Origin of the sequence: Mesorhizobium sp. CA6 (assembly GCF_020165035.1) — a bacterium.
Lineage (GTDB): Bacteria > Pseudomonadota > Alphaproteobacteria > Rhizobiales > Rhizobiaceae > Mesorhizobium.
On sequence record NZ_JAIUHI010000002.1, the window covers coordinates 36,381 to 53,260 of the forward strand.

Consider the following 16,880-nt stretch of genomic DNA (forward strand, 5'->3'; position numbering starts at 1 on the left):
TAGTATATCGCCCAATGGTATACGGCATTGTCGGTGAAGCGACAGGGCCAACATGTTCGTGGCCATAAAGCCTTGCTCGCCCGTCGAAATCGGCTGAAGGTGCGGGCGATTCATGCCAGCACGGAGACCGCCCATGCCCGAATTCGTCCTTACGCCCCCGGCGATTGCCTCGGTTGCCGTCGCAGGCTCGGCGGAGCGGTTCGCCGTGCGCCGCATCTTCTGCGTCGGCCGCAATTACGCTGCGCATGCGCGCGAGCTCGGCAATGACGAGCGCGACCCGCCCTTCTTCTTCACCAAGCCGGCCGACGCGGTGGTCGACAGCGGCGCCGAGATCCCCTACCCGCCGCTGACCTCGAACCTGCACCACGAGATCGAGCTGGTTGTGGCCGTCGGCACGGCCGGCTTCCGCGTTCCGCGCGAAGACGCGCTCGCCCATGTCTGGGGCTATGGCGTCGGCGTCGATCTGACCCGCCGCGACCTGCAGGATCAGGCCAAGAAGGCGGCGCGGCCCTGGGATTGGTCGAAGGCGTTCGACCAATCCGCGCCTTGCGGGCCGCTGGTTCCGGCCGCGAAATCGGGACATCCGGAAAAAGGCCGCATCTGGCTTGCCGTCAACGGCATGGTGAAGCAGGATGGCGACCTGGCGGAGCTGATCTGGCCGATCGCCGACATCGTCGCTATCTGCAGCGAGGCGGTCGAGCTGCAACCCGGCGATCTGATCTTCACCGGCACGCCGGCCGGCGTCGGCCCAGTCCAGGCCGGCGACAGGATCACCGGCGGCGTCGACGGCATCGGCGAGATCTCGGTCACCATCGGGCAGCCGAGGCCATGAGCGACCTCGTCCTTCATAACTACTACCGCTCCTCCACCTCCTACCGGGTGCGGATCGCGTTGGAGGTGAAGGGCCTGAGCTACACTTATGTGCCGCACCACTTGCGCCATGGCGAGCATCTCGAGCCTGCCTATCGCGCCGTCAACCCGCAAGGGCTGGTGCCGGCGCTGGTTCTGGACGGCGGCACGCTTTTGACCCAGTCGCTGGCGATCATCGAATATCTCGACGAGATACAGCCTGAGCCGCCGCTGCTGCCAAAAGATGCGCTGGGTCGGGCCCGCGTCAGGATGCTGGCGCAGATGATCGCCTGCGACATCCACCCGGTGAACAATCTGCGCGTGCTGACCTCGCTGCGCAGTTTGTTCGGCGCCGGCGACGAGGATGTCATCAACTGGTTCCGGCACTGGGTGAACGAAGGTTTCCAGCCGCTTGAGAAGATTCTGGCTTCGTCGCCTGAGACCGGAACCTTCTGCCACGGCGATGCGCCTGGCCTTGCCGACATCTGCCTTGCCGCGCAGGTCGCCAACAATGCTCGCTTCGGCGTCGACATGGCGCCCTATCCGGTGATTGCGCGCATCAACGCCGCCTGCATGGCGCTGCCAGCGTTCCAGAAGGCTGCGCCGCAGAACCAGATCGATGCCGAATAACGAACTGAAGGACTCCCCATGAAAGCTGTCGTCTTTGAAAAATTCGGCGAGGCGCCGACGATCCAGACCGTTCCCGATCCGAAGCCCGCCCCGGACGGCGTGGTCATCAAGGTCGAGGCTACCGGTCTTTGCCGCAGCGACTGGCATGGCTGGATGGGCCATGATGACGGCATCACGCTGCCGCACGTCCCCGGACATGAGTTGGCTGGCGTCGTCGTCGCCGCCGGCAAGCAGGTCGGCCGCTGGAAGGCCGGCGACCGCGTCACAGTCCCCTTCGCCGTCGGCTGCGGCCGCTGCTTCGAATGCACGTCTGGCAACCATCAGGTCTGCGAGCACCAGTCGCAGCCGGGCTTCACCGGCTGGGGTTCGTTCGCCGAATATGTCGGCATCGAGCACGCCGACACCAATCTGGTGCGCCTGCCCGAAGAGATGGAATTCGCCACCGCCGCCAGCCTGGGCTGCCGCTTCGTCACTTCGTTCCGCGCCATCGTCGACCAGGGCCGGGTGACGCCGGGCGAATGGGTGGCGGTGCATGGCTGCGGCGGCGTCGGCCTCTCGGCGATCATGATCGCCAGCGCCATGGGCGCCAATGTGATCGCCATCGACCTCACCGACGAGAAGCTGGAATTCGCTAAAAAGATCGGCGCGGTCGCGACCATCAATGCCTCGACGACGCCGAACGTCGTCAAGGCCGTCAAGCAGATCACCAATGGCGGCGCGCATATGTCGATGGACGCGCTCGGACACCCGACCACCTCGTTCAACTCGATCGCCAATCTGCGCCGCCGCGGCCGTCATGTTCAGGTCGGCTTGATGCTGGGCGAGCATGCCCGGCCGCAGGTGCCGATGGACAAGGTGATCGCCTTCGAGCTCGAAATCCTCGGCAGCCACGGCATGCAGGCCTACCGCTACAACGCGATGATGGAGATGATCCGCACCGGCAAGCTGAAGCCCGAATTGCTGGTCGGCAAGAAGATCAGCCTCGAGGAAGCGCCCGCCGCCCTGATGGCGATGGGTGGCTTCGAGGGCATCGGCATCGGGGTGGTGACGAAGTTCTGAGCAATTCCAGGAAAAGTGTGAAACGGTTTTCCGTCCGGAATTGCGTCAAAACAAATCAGTAGGCGCTTTACCGCGCGAACTTCTTCGCCCCGAACACGCAGGCCACCACGCCGAGCGTCACGAGCACCATCAGCGGGCTGACTTGCTCATGCAACAGGCTCGCCGCCAGCGCCAGGCCGAAGAAGGGCTGCAGCAGCTGCAGCTGCCCGACGGCGGCGATGCCGCCTTGTGCCAGGCCGCGATACCAGAACACGAAACCGATCAGCATGCTGAACAGCGAGACATAGCCGAGACCGATCCAGGCGCCCGAACCGATGGCGGCGAAGGATGGCGGCAGTGTCGCGAAGCTCAACGCCAGCATCACCGGCAGCGACAGCGCCAAGGCCCAGCAGATCACCTGCCAGCCGCCGAGCTTGCGCGACAGCTTGGCGCCTTCCGCATAGCCCAGACCGCAGACGATGATGGCGCCGAGCATCAGGCCGTCGCCGACCGGCGACGCGGTCACGCCTTGCGCCAGAGCGAAGCCCGCCACTAAAGCGCTTCCCAGGCACGAGAACAGCCAGAAAGCCGGGCGCGGACGGTCGCCGCCGCGCAGCACGCCGAAGATCGCAGTCGCCAGCGGCAGCAGGCCGACGAAGATGATGGAATGCGCCGAGGTGACATGTTTCAGCGCCAGCGCCGTCAGCAACGGGAAGCCGACCACGACACCCAGCGCCACGACGACGAGCGAGATCAAGTCGCTGCGCTCCGGACGCTTCTCGCGAAACAGCAGCAGCATCGCAATCCCGAGCAGACCGGCAATCGCCGCCCGGGCCGCCGTCAGGAAGGTCGGGTCGAAATCCATCACCGCCACCCGCGTCGCCGGCAGCGATCCGCTGAAGATCAGCACACCGATGAAGCCGCTGAGCCAGCCGTCAAAACTCTTTTCCATCATATGCTCCGTTTGCGCTTTCGTACCGGTGCGGGCCATGGTGTTGCCAGAGACAATGAGGTACAATTCTACAAAACTGTAATGGCCGGCAGGGAAGTACAGATGGACGCATCAGGCCCAAATGGAAGCGGCGCCACCCTTGTCGAAACCGTCATGGCGGCAATCCGCCAGCGCATCGCGGCGCGCACGCTGACGCCCGGAGCCCGCCTGCCGTCGATACGAGCCATGGCCAGATCCATGCAGGTTTCAAAATCGACCGTGGTCGAAGCCTATGAGCGCCTTGCGGCGGAAGGCACGATCCGTTCGCGGCCTGGCTCCGGCTTCTACGCCGCCGGCCAGCTCGCACCATTGTCGCTCGCCGAGATCGGCCCACGGCTGGACCGAGCCGTCGACCCGCTCTGGGTGTCGCGGCAATCGCTCGAAGCCGGCGAGGAGATGCTGAAACCCGGCTGCGGCTGGCTGCCGGCGTCCTGGATGCCGCTGGCCGCCTTGCGCCGGGCGCTGCGCGCTGCTGCCCGTGCGGACGACGTGACGCTTGCGGACTATGGCACGCCGCTTGGCCTGCCGCCGTTGCGCCAATTGCTGGCAAGGCGCATGGCCGAGCATGGCGTCGAGGTCTCGCCGGACCAGATCATGCTGACCGATTGCGGCACCCAGGCGATCGACCTTCTGTGCCGCTTCCTCATCGAGCCCGGCGATGCGGTCCTGGTCGACGACCCCTGCTACTTCAACTTCCATGCGCTGCTGCGCGCCCATCAAGCCAAGGTGGTTGGCGTGCCTTATACGCCTTCGGGGCCGGACATCGAGCTATTCGCTGAGGCGCTCGCCGAGCACCGGCCGCGCCTCTACATCACCAATTCCGCCATCCACAACCCGACCGGAGCGATCCTGTCGCCGGTCACCGCGCATCGGCTCCTGAAGCTCGCCGACCAGGCGGATCTCACCATCGTCGAGGACGACATCTTCGCCGACTTCGAGCACAGCCCCACTCCGAGGCTCGCGGCCTTCGACGGGCTGCAGCGCGTCGTCCAGATCGGCTCCTTCTCCAAGACGCTGTCGGCCTCGGTGCGCTGCGGCTTCATCGCCGCGCCCCGCGACTGGATGGAGGGGCTTACCGATCTCAAGATCGCCACGACATTCGGCGGCGCGCGGCTATCCGCCGAGCTGGTGCTGACCCTGTTGAAGGACGGCAGCTACCGCAAGCATGTCGAGCAGTTGCGCACGCGCCTGTCGCGCGCCATGGCCGAGACCGGCGGCAGGCTGAAGGCGATGGGCATCGTTCCCTGGATCGACCAGCCAGCCGGCATGTTCCTATGGTGCCGGCTGCCCGACGGCATCGACGCTGCCGATATCGCCCGCCATGCGCTCTCGGACAATGTCGTGCTGGCGCCCGGCAATGCCTTCAGCCTGTCGCACACCGCCGGCCGCTTCATGCGCTTCAACGTCGCGCAATGCGAAGACCAGCGCATTTTCCGGGTGCTCGAAAAGGCGATAGCCGCGTCTCGTCGCAAGGCCGCGTAGTCCAGTCTCGGCAGGCCTTACGCGCCTGCCCGTTTGCGGCGCTCATACATCATCACCAGCGTCTCGGCGGTCAGCGCCGGCTTCTGCTCGCCTTCGATCTCGACGGTGTTGGCGGCCTTCATCAGATACTGGCCGGGGCCGCGATCTTCCATGGAAAGCAGTGTGGTGCGCAGCCTGATGCGCGCCCCGGCCTTGACCGGCGCCAGGAAGCGCACCTTGTCGAACCCGTAATTGAAGGCGGCCTGGGTGTTTTCCGGCACGATGCCCATCTCCAGCGCCAGCGCGCCGATGATCGACAAGGTCAGATAGCCATGCGCGATCGTGGTGCGGAATGGGCTCTGCCGTTTCGCCCTTTCCGGATCGACATGGATCCACTGGTGGTCGCCCGTGCACTCGGCGAACTGGTCGATGCGCTGCTGGTCGACCGTCGTCCAGTCGGACACGCCGAGCTCCTGCCCGGACATCATGCGCAACTGCTCGAAGGTCGGCGGCGTTCTCAGCCGTGTTTCCGTCATTCCGGCTTTCCCATCACTCTTGCTGTCTCCCGACCATGAAGCGGCGGCCTCTGTCAATTCGCCGCCCCGCCATTTTCGCCGGTAGAGTTGATGCTTTGGGGCAGGCCGAGAACGCTCGGACGCCTGCGCCGGTTGCATCGCATGTCGGTCGGTGATGGGTCCGAAATCGCCAGGTAGCCTATTTCTTTTCGTAGCCGGCGCGGATTTCCGCCATCGCATCCCGGATCCGGTCGCGCAGGATCTCGACCGATTCGGTGCTGGATTTGCGTACAAGATCGGCCACTTCGCTGGCATTCTTCAGCGTCGTCTCGAACGACCTGCGGGCAAACTCCGCCTGCTTGCTCATCAGGTCCTGCGGATTGCCGGGCGTCTGATAGTTCTGCGCCATCCGCGTGATCTCATGCATGGCATTCTGGACCATCTCATGCTGCCTCGCCAGCACCGAGGATGCGCCGGCCGCACTTGCCCTCGCCGATTTTTCCAGGGCTTCGAGGTTCTTGCGGTGATGGTCGAGGATCGCCTGGACGTCGACATTCGGTAGCTTGAGGTCGCGGCCGAACCTGCTGAACATGTCGAGGAACGAGTCCGGTTCCGGTTGTCTTGCCATGCTCTGCCTCCTGCCGGCCGCCATGCGGCGCCCTTGAAGGAGAATAGTGCTCCTTGGGCCGACGTCAATTGACGAGGAATAGCCGCTCCGCCGTATGGAGCGCCAGCCCGGCAAGCCCACCGACGATCATGCCATTGAAGCGGATATATTGCAGGTCCCTGCCGATGTTCAGCTCGATCAGCCGCGTCAGTTGCGCCAGGTCCCAGCGCTTGACCTGGTCGGCGATGAATGTCGACACCCCGCTCTTCTGACTCTCGACGAACGAAGCCAGCGCCACGACAAAACCCTGGTTCATATCGGCCCTGATCTGGGCGTCGTCGGCCAGATGCCTGCCGACCTCGACGAACATGTTGGCGAGGTGCTCGCGGATCGTCGAATTCGGCGCATTGACGTCCTGCTCGATGAACAGGCGCAGGCTAGTCCATGCATCGCCGGCCAGCGCCCGCACCTCCGGACGTCCGAGGAAATCGCGCTTCAGCTTCTCGGCGCGCCTGGCATATTGCTTCGAAGTCCTGAGCCGCTCGATAAAGCCAAGTACGAAGCCGTCGAATTCGGCACGCATCGGATGGTTGGGATCGGCCCGCACCTCATCGAGCAGCGAACCCGCCGACGCGACGATCTTCTTCAGAAGATAGGCGTCGGCGCGAAACAGGTTGAACAGCGACGGCAGTTCCTCGCGGATCTTTTCACGCATCGTCGCCAGCGCCTGCTCGTCGTTGAGGAAACGCCCGACAACCCGGATGAATTCGTCGAAAAGCTTCTGGTGGCGACGATCGTCGGTCAGCGCTGACAAAAGATCGGCCGCGAGCGGCGCCAGCGGCACCTTCTCGATCTGCTCCAGCATGCGGCTGGTGACGAAGTCACGGAGGCCTGATTGTTCCACCGCCGTCAATGTCTGCGGCACCAGGCGTACGACGAATCGCGACAGATCGGAGGCGCGTTCGGCGTCGGCCAGCCAGTCGGCGACCAAAGCGGCGAAATCGACCTCGGCGAGCTTCTCGCGCACCGGCTCCGGCGCCAGGAAATTGGCCTCGATGAAGCGGCCGAGATTATCGGCGATCCGGTGCTGGTTCTCCGGAATGATGGCCGTGTGCGGGATCGGCAGCCCGAGCGGCCGCCGGAACAGCGCCACCACGGCATACCAGTCGGCGAGGCCGCCGATGGTCGCCGCCTCGGCGAAAGCCGCGACGAAGCCGAGCCACGGATGGCCGCCCTCGAAGGACTTGGCGAGCGCAAAGACGAGGATGCACAGCGCGAGCGCCGCAGCGGCGACGAACTTGGTCCGCCGCAACGCCGAGAGCTTCGCCTTGGCATCGGCGTCGAATCGAACCGGCGCGAGGGCCGAAGCTGACTGTGGCATGGAAAGGCCGTTTCCTGTTTGCACCCGCTTCTATCTAGTGGCTGCGCCGGCAAAACGCTCGTTCGAAGCGCGGGAGCACCAATCTGCGCCGGCATGCACAAAAAGTTGACACGATTATTCAGCTATGTGCCGGTCCAGTCTGGAATTGTTCCAAACTATGGGCCATATTCGGCTTTAAGCTAATATTTCGCGAGGATACCATGCGGCTCACGCGCCAGACCAATTATGCGATGCGCATCCTGATGTATTGCGCCGCTAACACTGAAAGGCTGAGCCGCATCCCCGAGATCGCCGCCGCCTATTCGGTGTCCGAGCTGTTCCTCTTCAAGATCCTGCAGCCGCTGGTCGAGGCCGGCCTGGTCGAGACGGTGCGCGGCCGCAACGGCGGGGTGCGGCTCGGCCGCGCGGCGGAACAGATCAACCTGTTCGATGTCGTGCGCGTCACCGAAGAGAGTTTCGCCATGGCCGAATGCTTCGAGAACGACGCAGCCGAATGCCCGCTGGTCGACAGCTGCGCCCTGAATTCGGCGCTGCGCGAGGCGCTCAACGCCTTCTTCGCCGTGCTTTCCCGCTACACGATCGCCGATCTCGTCGCCGCGCGCCCGAATGTGCGCAGCCTGCTCGGCATCGACCTTCTGGAGCAGCGCGCCCCAGCGGCGTGATCGGGCGCTTGCGACTAGGTTTTCGATGAGAGCCGCCCACGACTTCCGTGGTGCGACGCCGCCCATGACTTCCCGGGTGGGGCGCCACCCATGGCTTCGTCATTCTAGGGCGGAGCAAGGAGCGCAGCGACGCAGCGCAGACCCTAGAATCCATTCCGTGACATTCGAGCGCCGCAGCGATGCAGAACTAGCGACGTCGGCGCCAGCGCTCCTTTCTGGATCGCCGCATTCTTCGGCTGATGTAACGGAATGGATCCTCGGGTCTCCGCGTCCGCTTCGCTCCCGCTCCGCCCGTGGATGACGAAGGCGGGAACCGCCCCTTGCCGCCAGACCTAAGCCGCCGATTGCGGCAGCACGAACGGCATGTTGGCGGCAGGCAGTGCGCCGACCTTCAAGCGGCAGTCGAACACCCTCTCGATCATCTCGTCGTTCAGTACGTCCGTTGGCGAGCTCGCGGCGGCCAACTGGCCGCCATGCAGCACAAAAATCCGGTCGGCATATATGGCCGTCAGATTGAGGTCGTGCAGGATCGCCACCACGCCGCCGCCGCGCCGGGCAAAATCGCGCGCGATGTCCATGATGATGAGCTGGTGCTTGATGTCGAGGCTGGAGACCGGCTCGTCAAGGAACAGATAACGCGGCCGCCCTTCGAGCACCGGCGCCCAGACCTGGCAGAGCACGCGGGCAAGCTGCACGCGCTGCTGCTCGCCACCGGAAAGCTCCTGATAAAAGCGGCCGGCAAAACCGCCGAGGTCGACACGCGCCAGCGCCCGTTCGGGCAAACGGGCATCCTCGCCGGGCAGCACGCCGGAGCGTCCGCCGATCAGGCCAAGGCGAACAATCTCGCGCACGGTGAACGGGAAGGACAGCGTCGTGGCCTGCGGCAGCACCGCGCGTAGCGTGGCTGCCTCGACCGGCTTCATGACCGACAGGTCGCGGCCGCTGAGGGTGACGGTGCCGGTATAGGCCAGCTCGCCGGTCAGTGCCTTGAGCAAAGTCGTCTTGCCGGATCCGTTTGGCCCGACGATGGCCGTCACCTCGCCGGGCCGCGCCGCGAAATCGACATGAGACACGATGCGCTTGCCGCCGATCGCCACCGTGATGTCGCGCGCTTCGATCATGGCGAACTCATAGATCAACGACGCCGCGCTTGCGCAGCAGGATCCAAAGGAAGAACGGCGCGCCGGCGACCGCGGTGACGATGCCGATCGGCAGTTCGGCCGGCGCGACGATGGTGCGGGCGACCGCGTCGGCGATGAGAAGCAGCGATGCACCGAGCAGGGCCGAGGCCGGCAGCAGATAACGGTTGTCCGGCCCGATCGCCAGCCGCAGGACATGCGGCACGACGATGCCGATGAAGCCGATGCCGCCGCTGACCGCGACCGATGCGCCGACCGCCGCCGACACGCCGACGATGGCCGTGTATTTCAGCCGCTGCACCGCAATGCCGAGATGGCCCGCGGTCGCTTCGCCCAGCGCCAGCGCGTTGAGGCCGCGCGACAGGAACGGCGTCGCCGATAGCGCCAGCGCGATCACCGGCCCCACGGTGCCGATCTTCGGCCATGTCGCGCCCGCAAGCGAGCCGAGCTGCCAGAAGGTCAGGTCGCGCAACTGCCGGTCGTCGGCCATGAAGATGAGGATGCCCGTCAGCGCCATGGCAAGAGCGCTGATGGCGATGCCGGCAAGCAGCATCGTGGCGACCGACGTCCTCCCCTGGCGCGTGGCGATGGCGTAAAGCAGCAATGTCACCGCGAGCCCGCCGAAGAATGCCGCGAGCGGCAAAGCGAGCGTGCCCAGCGCAAGCGTGACGGGCGCAAGCCAGGTCGTGCCGACCACGATGATCGCCACCGCACCGAGACTGGAGCCGGCGGAGACGCCGATCAGGCCGGGATCGGCAAGCGGGTTGCGGAACAGCCCCTGCATCACCGCGCCGCAGACGGCGAGCGCCGCGCCGATCAGCACGCCGAGCAGCACGCGCGGCATGCGGATATCATAGACGATCAACTGGTCGCGCGCCGCAAGCGCCGCGTCGGCAGGCATGGTGCCCGTAAACCAGCCGCGGATGACGCGGACCGCGGAGGCGTCGGAAGCGCCCGACGTCAGGGACAGGAACAGGCAGAGAGCGAGCGTCACACACAAGAGCAGGATGACAAGCCTTGCCCGGGCAGAGCGGTCGCCATCGACCGCCATCACCCTACCCGCCCCGGCAATGGAATGTCGGCCATCGCCGCTCAGTCCAGGACCTGGTTGCCGTAGAGCGAAACGGCAAGATCGTGGGTAGCTTCGGCGGTGCGCGGCCCGAAGCCGAGCAGGTAGCCGCCGCCCATGCTGATCATCTTGCGGTCGGCGCCCGCCGGTGTTGAAGCGACGGCAGGGTTGGCGAACAGCTGCTCTTCCGAGATCGGCGGTCCGCCGCCCTTCATCGTCAGGATGACGTCCGGCCTGGCGCTGACGATCGCCTCGTCGGTCATCGACTTGTAGCCGGAAAAACCCTCGACCGCATTGACCGCGCCGGCCAGCTTGACGATGCCGTCGGCCGCCGTGTCGCTGCCGGCGGCAAGGATCTTGCCGCCCTGCGTCGACAGCACGAACAGCACGCGCTTGCGATCTTTGATCGCAGCCGTCTGCTTTTCGGCCGCCGTCAGCTTCGCGTCCGTCTCGGCGGCGAGCTTCTCCGCCTTGGCCTCGACCCCCAGCGCTTTTCCCACGACGCGTATCTTTTCGAGAATGCCCTCATGATTGTAGTGGTCCGGCACCTCGACGAAAGGCACGCTCGACTTCTTCAGCACGTCGACCGCTTCTTTCGGGCCGCTGCCCTGCAGCGCCAGGATCCCGGTCGGATTGACAGACAGGACACCCTCGGGCGACAGCGCGCGCATATAGCCGACATCCGGCAGCTTCGCCGCCGCCTCGGGATAGTTGCTGGTCGAGTCGCGGGCGACGAGGCGGCCTTCCTCGCCGAGCGCATAGACGATCTCGGTGATCGAGCCGCCTATGGAGACGATCCGCGAGCTGTCCGAAAAGACCGTCGTGCCTTCATCCGCCGTGGCCGGCAGAATGGCGACGGCAAGCAGGACGCCGAGCATCGGCGCAAGCGCCACGCGGAAGCTGAGAGCAAAACGCATTGGGTGCTACCTCATGCAGCGGTCGGGCTGGGAATGCGGGGCAGGTTCTCGGCGAGAAAACGCCAATCCTCGCGCTCGCTTTCGCCTTCATGGCGCTTGCCGAAGAACTGGATGATCATGCCGCCATTGGCGTCATAGGCCTCCAGCGAGGTGACATGGCCGTCCTTGGTGGGCTTGCGCACCGCCCAGATTTCGCGGATGTGGTCGGTCCTCAGATGCAGATGGAAAGTCTCGTCGAGCACGTTGAGCCACGGACCCATCGGCTTGACCGACTTGATCGGGCCGGAATGGATCTGGATGCAACCGCGGTTGCCGACGAAGCACATGATCGGCATCTCGCCTGCCGCAGCGTGGTGAAACATGGCGATGACCGCATCATTGTCGAGCAGCCAGGCATAGTCCTGGCCCACCATGCGCACGGCCTCGCGGCGACTGAGCTTCAGCGTCTTCAGCATGCCGAAGAACTGATGCACGTCGGTAAGCCGGCTCCAGCGGTCGCGCAGATCGCCGATCGAGGCAGCCGCGCCCTGCTCTTCATCCTCTCCTTCCGCGGCGCTTGGAAGGATCGCGACGGTCGGTTCCTGGTTCGACGATTCGAGGCTCGCCACCAATTTCTGGTAGGCATAGAGATTGGATGCGGGCTTCAGATGCACCTTGTGCACTGCCTCGCCCGCCGCGTCGAAGAACTGCAGGCTGCGGCGGATCTCGCCGCCGTCGCGCTTTTCGACGGCAAAGCCGTGCGCCCAGGCCTTCGGGAAGACACGCAGGTCGATGTTCTCGCCAAGCACCATGGCGTTGTGGTTGCCGGTCACGACCTTGTCGTAGACGCCGATCTTCTCGTGCACAGCGCTTTCGTTCCGGGTCAGCGCCATCACCTCGCCGACCGCCTCGAGGCCGGTCAAAAGGTCGTTAACGCGCGGCTCGACACGGACAGTGCCGAAGCCGCAGTGCGCTGCAACCAGTTCCGTTTCCGAAATGCCCAGTTGCGCCGAGAGATCGCGCTCCCGTATTTTCGGATTTTCTTCTCGCGCCCGCCGGATTTCCTCCGGCGACGGCTTAACGCGCTGGTCCATTTCGTCCACCCGTATTGTCTGATGTCTGCTCGCCCGCCGGTTCCGATCACTTGTTGAGGATCAGCTTGCCCTGGCGGGTGATCTTCAGGCGGTAGAGTGCGCCATGATGCTCGATGCCGATCTCGTGCTCGCCCTGGAACAGCGTGTTGCTGGAGAGCGTCCTCACCGCCAACGGTACCCTTTCGTAATGCATCTGCGTGTCTTCCGGGCGGCGGACGCGATAGCGGAAATCGTTGGGATTGTGCGTGTTCATCGGGTCGGTCCTTTCCTCTGACGGCCACCTTGGCCGCAGCCTCATAAAATGCCGATTCAATTCTTGACTCTAATAATCATGTTTACTAGTCGTGCATTACCGGACTAAATGAGTCAAGATTTAAGACGCCGGATGTGATCAAAAATGCGAGCGAGCCACCGGCCAGCCAGCTGCGAGCCTGAAATCTGGAGTTGGGGCAATGGGGTTGGCGACTTGGGGACGGACGGGCCTTGCAGGCAATAGTGCGGGGCCGGGCTTTCGATCGATTGCAAAGACAATCGCCGCATTGATGTCCGGAGCGGCGGCGATCGCGCTCAGCGCGCCCGCCGCGCAAGCGCAGCAAGCCTCGCAGCCGGCCAACCAGCAGCAGTCCGATCAAAAAAAGAAGGCTGATGAGAAGGCCGCGGCCGAAGGGACGCTGCTCGACAAGATCCTCGTCATCAGCCGCACCGGCGAAACCGCGATCCAGTCGCTGGCTTCCGCCAGCCATGTCGACCAGGAGCAGCTCGACCGCCGCATGGCGACGACGCCGAACGAGATGCTGCTCGGCGTGCCCGGTGTCACCGTGCAGGCCGACGCGCGCCGCGTCAGCTCCAGCATCAACATCCGCGGATTGCAGGATTTCGGCCGTGTCGCGGTGATCGTCGACGGCTCAAGGCAGGATTTCCAGCGCTCGGACCATGGCACGCAGTCGACGTTCTATGTCGATCCCGAGCTGATCAAATCCGTCGACGTCATCCGCGGCCCGACCGCCAACACCTATGGCTCCGGCGCCATCGGCGGCGTCGTCTTCTTCGACACCAAGGACGCCGCCGATTTCCTCAGACCCGAAGAGACATGGGCCGGCTCGCTGACCGGGCGCTATGAAAGCAACGGCAAGGGCTGGACCACCAGTGCGACCGGCGCTTACCGGATCAACGAGAACTGGGACGTTCTCGGCAACATCGTCTACCGCAACCATGGCGACTACAAGAACGGCGGCGGCGACACCGTTGCCGGCACCGGTTTCAATGTGCTGAGCGGCCTGCTCAAGACCACTGTACGCCCGACCGAAAACAGCGAATTGAAGCTCGGCTGGGTCGGCTCCAAGGACGGCTGGACCGAGACCAGCGGCGGCGTGCCGGCGAATGACGTCGACCTCAAGTCGAACACTTTCACAGCTCGCTACAACATCACCGACGATGCCAGGAGCTGGCTCGACCTCCACATCAACACCTCCTACAACAGAACCAAACTCGACCTGACGACGCTTACCGCGCAGAACCGCTTCGATCCGGTCACCGGCCTGCCCGTGCTGCTGCCCGCCGGCTCGCTGTCTACCTTCGATGTCGGCACGACCGGCATCGACATCTGGAACACGTCGCGCTTCGAGACGGCGAGCGTCGCCCACGAACTGACCTATGGCGGTGACTGGGTCGGCGACGACGTCGATACCGGCGGCACGGCCGGCGGCGACTCCTTCTACACGCCGTCGGGCAAGCGCAACGTCTCCGGCGCCTACATCCAGGACAAGCTGACTTGGGAGTGGCTCGAGGTCATTGGCGGCCTGCGCTACGACCATTACAGTCTGAAGGACGACACGAATGAGACCTCCGGCGACCGAGTATCGCCGCGCATCACGGTCGGCGTCTCGCCCTTCGAAAGCGCCGGTCTGGCCGGCCTGCAGTTCTACGGCACCTACGCCGAAGGCTATCGCTCGCCCTCGCTGACCGAGACGCTGATCAGCGGCAACCATCCGGCCGGGGTCAGCTTTCCCTTCCTGTCCAACCCGAACCTGAAGCCCGAGACCGGCAAGACCGTCGAGTTCGGCGTCAACTACCAGCAGAACGACATCATCGAGGGCGGCGATGCGCTGCGGCTCAAGGCAGCCTACTTCCACAACAATGTCGACGATTATATCGACGGCGTGACGCTCTCGCCCTTCGATCCGACCAGCGGTTGCCCGTTCGGCCCGGGCATTCCGATCTGCTTCCAATACCAGAACTTCGCCAAGGCCAAGATCGACGGCTTCGAGGTGGAAAGCGTTTATGACGCCGGCTGGGGCTATGCCGGCCTGTCGGCCTCCATCATCGACGGCCACACCATCTCCTATGAAGGCGAGCGCGCCGACCTCGCGACCATCCCCTCCTCGCAGGTGACGGCCCAGCTCGGCCTGCGCTTCCTCCAGGACAAGCTGACCGTCGGCGGCGAGGTCCAGTACAACGGCAAGCCGAAGGGCAATCCGGTTGCCAAGGATTTTACACTGGTCAACGCCTTCGCCAGCTACCAGGCGACTGATAATCTCAAGCTCGACTTCCGCGCCGACAATCTGTTCGACGTCAAATACACCAACCCGCTCAACGGAAGCACGACCGCCATCCTCTATGAGCCTGGCGTCACGCTGAAGCTGGCGGCAACCATGCGTTTTGGCGGCTGAGGAATGGAAAGCTTGACGGCATCGCCTCGCCTGCTGACCTCGGCGCTGGCGATGTCGCTCGGCCTGGCGCCGGCGTGGGCCCAGTCCGCGCCGACTCCGGCCCGAGGCGCTTTCGGCGTATAGGGATGGGATTGCATCCGGCCATTCCGCATGGCGCCGTGGCGTGGCCTGCCTCCGGTCCAGCGCCATGGGCGGCAACCGATCTTGATTTGACAATTCCTTCTCGCGTGCGGCAGGTCTCGGCGCCAGACATGCAGGACATCAATCACCCTTCCGATGCAGGCAATGAACCGGCGATCAAGCCGGACGCGCCGCTCATGCAGACGCGGCAATCCGCGGGAGACCGCAGATGGGCAGTGGCGATCATCGCCTCCGGCCTGCTCCATGGCGCCGCCGCGGCAGCGTTTCTGATCGCACCCGCGGGGACATTCGTTTCCGCGGACGCGATCAGGGCCGAGGGCGCCGACCAGTCCGGCGCCAACGTCATCGGCAGCGCCTTGGACGACCAGGCGTCCGGCGCGGTGGATGTTACCCTGGTCCCGGATCCGCAGCCGGTGAAGCGCCAGGCCGCGAAACCCGCTCCGCTGGCCGAGGCGACGCAGCCGGCAAGTGAGCAAGTGGCGCGCCAGCCTCCGCCGGAAGCCGTCAACGAGCCGGCCTCGGATATCCTGGCGGCCGCCACACCGCGCCAGGATGATCAGAGCGTCCCCACGGACAGCAAGCCGACGCCTGCGATCGAGCCGCAAAGCCCACAAGCGCCTCCTGCCGAGCCCGAGCAATCGCCGGCCCCGAGCGCGACATCGAGCGCATCAGCCGCGCCGGCGCGGCCAAGCGAAACCGTTGAACCGCGAGGCACGGCGGATGGCGATACGCGCGACGCGCCGGTCGTCGCCAGCAAGGGCAAGAAACACGCCGCCGGCAATGCTCTGGAATCCCGCTACAGTGGTGAAATCCAGAAGAAGCTTGCCCGCGCCAACCGTCGCGTTTCCAAATCGATCCAGGCCAAGGCTCGCAACAATGCCCGGGTGGTTTTCGTCGTCGCGGCCGACGGCACCGTAAGCGACCTGCAGCTCGCCGAAAGTTCAGGATCCGCCGAGCTCGATCAGTTCGCCTTGACGCTGGTGCGCAAACAGGCACCGTTCCCTCCCATTCCACCCGAGACCGGAAAATCGAGCTGGGTGTTCAAGGCGCGGATCGGCCCTTTTTAAAACTTTCGCCATCTCAAGAATTCGTGCATTTCGAAAGGAAACCAATGTATATCGCCATGAACCGCTTCAAGGTCCAGAACGGCTCGGAAGAAGCCTTCGAGAATGTCTGGAAGAACCGCGATTCAAGCCTCTCAGGAATGCAGGGTTTCAGGGAATTCCACCTGCTGCGCGGCCCGGTCAACGAGACCGAGGGCTACACGCTGTTCGCCTCGCACACGGTCTGGGCAAGCCAGGAGGATTTCGTCGCCTGGACGAAATCGGAGAACTTCCGCGCCGCCCATCGCAATGCCGGCGGCTCGAAGGTGCACTATCTGGGCCACCCGCAGTTCGAAGGATTCTCGGTCGTCGAAGGCGCCTGAACATGCCTTTGCCAACGAGACTGTTTCGCGCCAGCTAGTTCCTCGACACAGGGATTCTCAAAGTTGTCGGCGGGTCAACCTCGTCATCCCTGGGCGAAGCAGCCGCGAAGCGGCGTCGCGGAGACCCTGGGATCCATTCCGTGACCTTATCGACGGGTGCAGCGGAGCAGAATTCTGCACCGCTGCAACGCTCATATGTAACGGAATGGATCCTCGGGTCTACGCTCGTCGCTTCGCTCCTTGCTCCGCCCGTGGATGACGATGGCGATGTGCGTTCCGGCCAATCGCCAAGGCATGTAACTGCCTACGCAG

At 64.6% G+C, this 16,880-nt stretch carries 17 protein-coding genes; 8 read left to right on the plus strand and 9 right to left on the minus strand.

Annotated elements, in window-relative coordinates:
- The first annotated feature begins 133 nt into the window (after window positions 1-133).
- Genes LB526_RS02420 through LB526_RS02430 form a run of 3 tightly spaced genes read left to right on the plus strand, consistent with a single transcriptional unit; the run spans window position 134 to window position 2,538 of the window.
- The gene (locus LB526_RS02420; RefSeq protein WP_224625948.1) at window positions 134-832 is read left to right on the plus strand and encodes a fumarylacetoacetate hydrolase family protein; all 699 of its coding nucleotides are present in this window, start codon (window positions 134-136) and stop codon (window positions 830-832) included.
- Window positions 829-1,479: a maleylacetoacetate isomerase gene (gene maiA / locus LB526_RS02425; RefSeq protein WP_224625949.1), complete on the plus strand. Its 651-nt coding sequence runs from the start codon at window positions 829-831 to the stop codon at window positions 1,477-1,479. Before LB526_RS02420 ends, maiA begins: the two co-directional genes overlap by 4 nt.
- Before the next feature lie 18 nt (window positions 1,480-1,497).
- Window positions 1,498-2,538 (plus strand): zinc-dependent alcohol dehydrogenase family protein, encoded by a 1,041-nt coding sequence (locus tag LB526_RS02430; protein WP_224625950.1) that lies wholly within the window; start codon window positions 1,498-1,500, stop codon window positions 2,536-2,538.
- 67 nt (window positions 2,539-2,605) lie between these two features.
- Here LB526_RS02430 and LB526_RS02435 read toward each other — a convergent pair whose 3' ends face one another.
- Window positions 2,606-3,469 (minus strand): DMT family transporter, encoded by an 864-nt coding sequence (locus tag LB526_RS02435; RefSeq protein WP_224625951.1) that lies wholly within the window; start codon window positions 3,467-3,469, stop codon window positions 2,606-2,608.
- Between the two features lie 102 nt (window positions 3,470-3,571).
- Here LB526_RS02435 and LB526_RS02440 point away from each other — a divergent pair, with 102 nt between their 5' ends.
- Window positions 3,572-4,990, plus strand: coding sequence for a PLP-dependent aminotransferase family protein (locus tag LB526_RS02440; protein WP_224625952.1), 1,419 nt, complete (start codon window positions 3,572-3,574; stop codon window positions 4,988-4,990).
- Window positions 4,991-5,007: 17 nt separating this feature from the next.
- Here the strand turns inward: LB526_RS02440 and LB526_RS02445 are convergent, their stop codons facing one another.
- From LB526_RS02445 to LB526_RS02455, 3 genes are all read right to left on the minus strand, one after another.
- Window positions 5,008-5,505 carry a MaoC family dehydratase gene (locus LB526_RS02445; protein ID WP_224625954.1) on the minus strand — a complete coding sequence of 166 codons (498 nt, stop codon included), beginning with the start codon at window positions 5,503-5,505 and terminating at the stop codon, window positions 5,008-5,010.
- Between the two features lie 178 nt (window positions 5,506-5,683).
- On the minus strand, window positions 5,684-6,112 hold the full coding sequence (locus LB526_RS02450) for a phasin family protein (protein WP_095764984.1): 429 nt from the start codon (window positions 6,110-6,112) through the stop codon (window positions 5,684-5,686).
- 64 nt (window positions 6,113-6,176) lie between these two features.
- On the minus strand, window positions 6,177-7,472 hold the full coding sequence (locus LB526_RS02455; protein ID WP_224625956.1) for a DUF445 domain-containing protein: 1,296 nt from the start codon (window positions 7,470-7,472) through the stop codon (window positions 6,177-6,179).
- Between the two features lie 200 nt (window positions 7,473-7,672).
- Here LB526_RS02455 and rirA point away from each other — a divergent pair, with 200 nt between their 5' ends.
- Window positions 7,673-8,134, plus strand: coding sequence for an iron-responsive transcriptional regulator RirA (gene rirA / locus LB526_RS02460; protein WP_140543679.1), 462 nt, complete (start codon window positions 7,673-7,675; stop codon window positions 8,132-8,134).
- 332 nt (window positions 8,135-8,466) lie between these two features.
- On the opposite strand, the gene LB526_RS02465 is transcribed toward rirA, so the two are convergent.
- Genes LB526_RS02465 through hemP form a run of 5 tightly spaced genes read right to left on the minus strand, consistent with a single transcriptional unit; the run spans window position 8,467 to window position 12,585 of the window.
- Complete coding sequence (locus tag LB526_RS02465) at window positions 8,467-9,255, minus strand: heme ABC transporter ATP-binding protein (RefSeq protein WP_224625957.1); 789 nt, start codon at window positions 9,253-9,255, stop codon at window positions 8,467-8,469.
- Window positions 9,256-9,262: 7 nt separating this feature from the next.
- A complete protein-coding gene (locus LB526_RS02470; RefSeq protein ID WP_224625959.1) occupies window positions 9,263-10,324 on the minus strand; it encodes a FecCD family ABC transporter permease in 1,062 nt (353 codons plus the stop codon).
- A 41-nt stretch (window positions 10,325-10,365) separates the two neighbouring features.
- Window positions 10,366-11,259: a hemin ABC transporter substrate-binding protein gene (locus tag LB526_RS02475; protein ID WP_224625961.1), complete on the minus strand. Its 894-nt coding sequence runs from the start codon at window positions 11,257-11,259 to the stop codon at window positions 10,366-10,368.
- 11 nt (window positions 11,260-11,270) lie between these two features.
- Window positions 11,271-12,332 carry a hemin-degrading factor gene (locus tag LB526_RS02480; RefSeq protein ID WP_224625963.1) on the minus strand — a complete coding sequence of 354 codons (1,062 nt, stop codon included), beginning with the start codon at window positions 12,330-12,332 and terminating at the stop codon, window positions 11,271-11,273.
- Between the two features lie 46 nt (window positions 12,333-12,378).
- Entirely contained in the window at window positions 12,379-12,585 is a 207-nt protein-coding gene (hemP, locus tag LB526_RS02485) for a hemin uptake protein HemP (RefSeq protein WP_095765558.1), read from the minus strand.
- A 199-nt stretch (window positions 12,586-12,784) separates the two neighbouring features.
- Between hemP and LB526_RS02490 the strand changes: the two genes are divergently transcribed.
- From LB526_RS02490 to LB526_RS02500, 3 genes are all read left to right on the plus strand, one after another.
- Window positions 12,785-15,001, plus strand: coding sequence for a TonB-dependent hemoglobin/transferrin/lactoferrin family receptor (locus LB526_RS02490; protein ID WP_411967010.1), 2,217 nt, complete (start codon window positions 12,785-12,787; stop codon window positions 14,999-15,001).
- Between the two features lie 251 nt (window positions 15,002-15,252).
- Window positions 15,253-16,209, plus strand: coding sequence for an energy transducer TonB (locus tag LB526_RS02495; RefSeq protein WP_224625967.1), 957 nt, complete (start codon window positions 15,253-15,255; stop codon window positions 16,207-16,209).
- Window positions 16,210-16,253: 44 nt separating this feature from the next.
- Entirely contained in the window at window positions 16,254-16,568 is a 315-nt protein-coding gene (locus LB526_RS02500) for an antibiotic biosynthesis monooxygenase family protein (RefSeq protein WP_224625968.1), read from the plus strand.
- Window positions 16,569-16,880 lie beyond the last annotated feature (312 nt).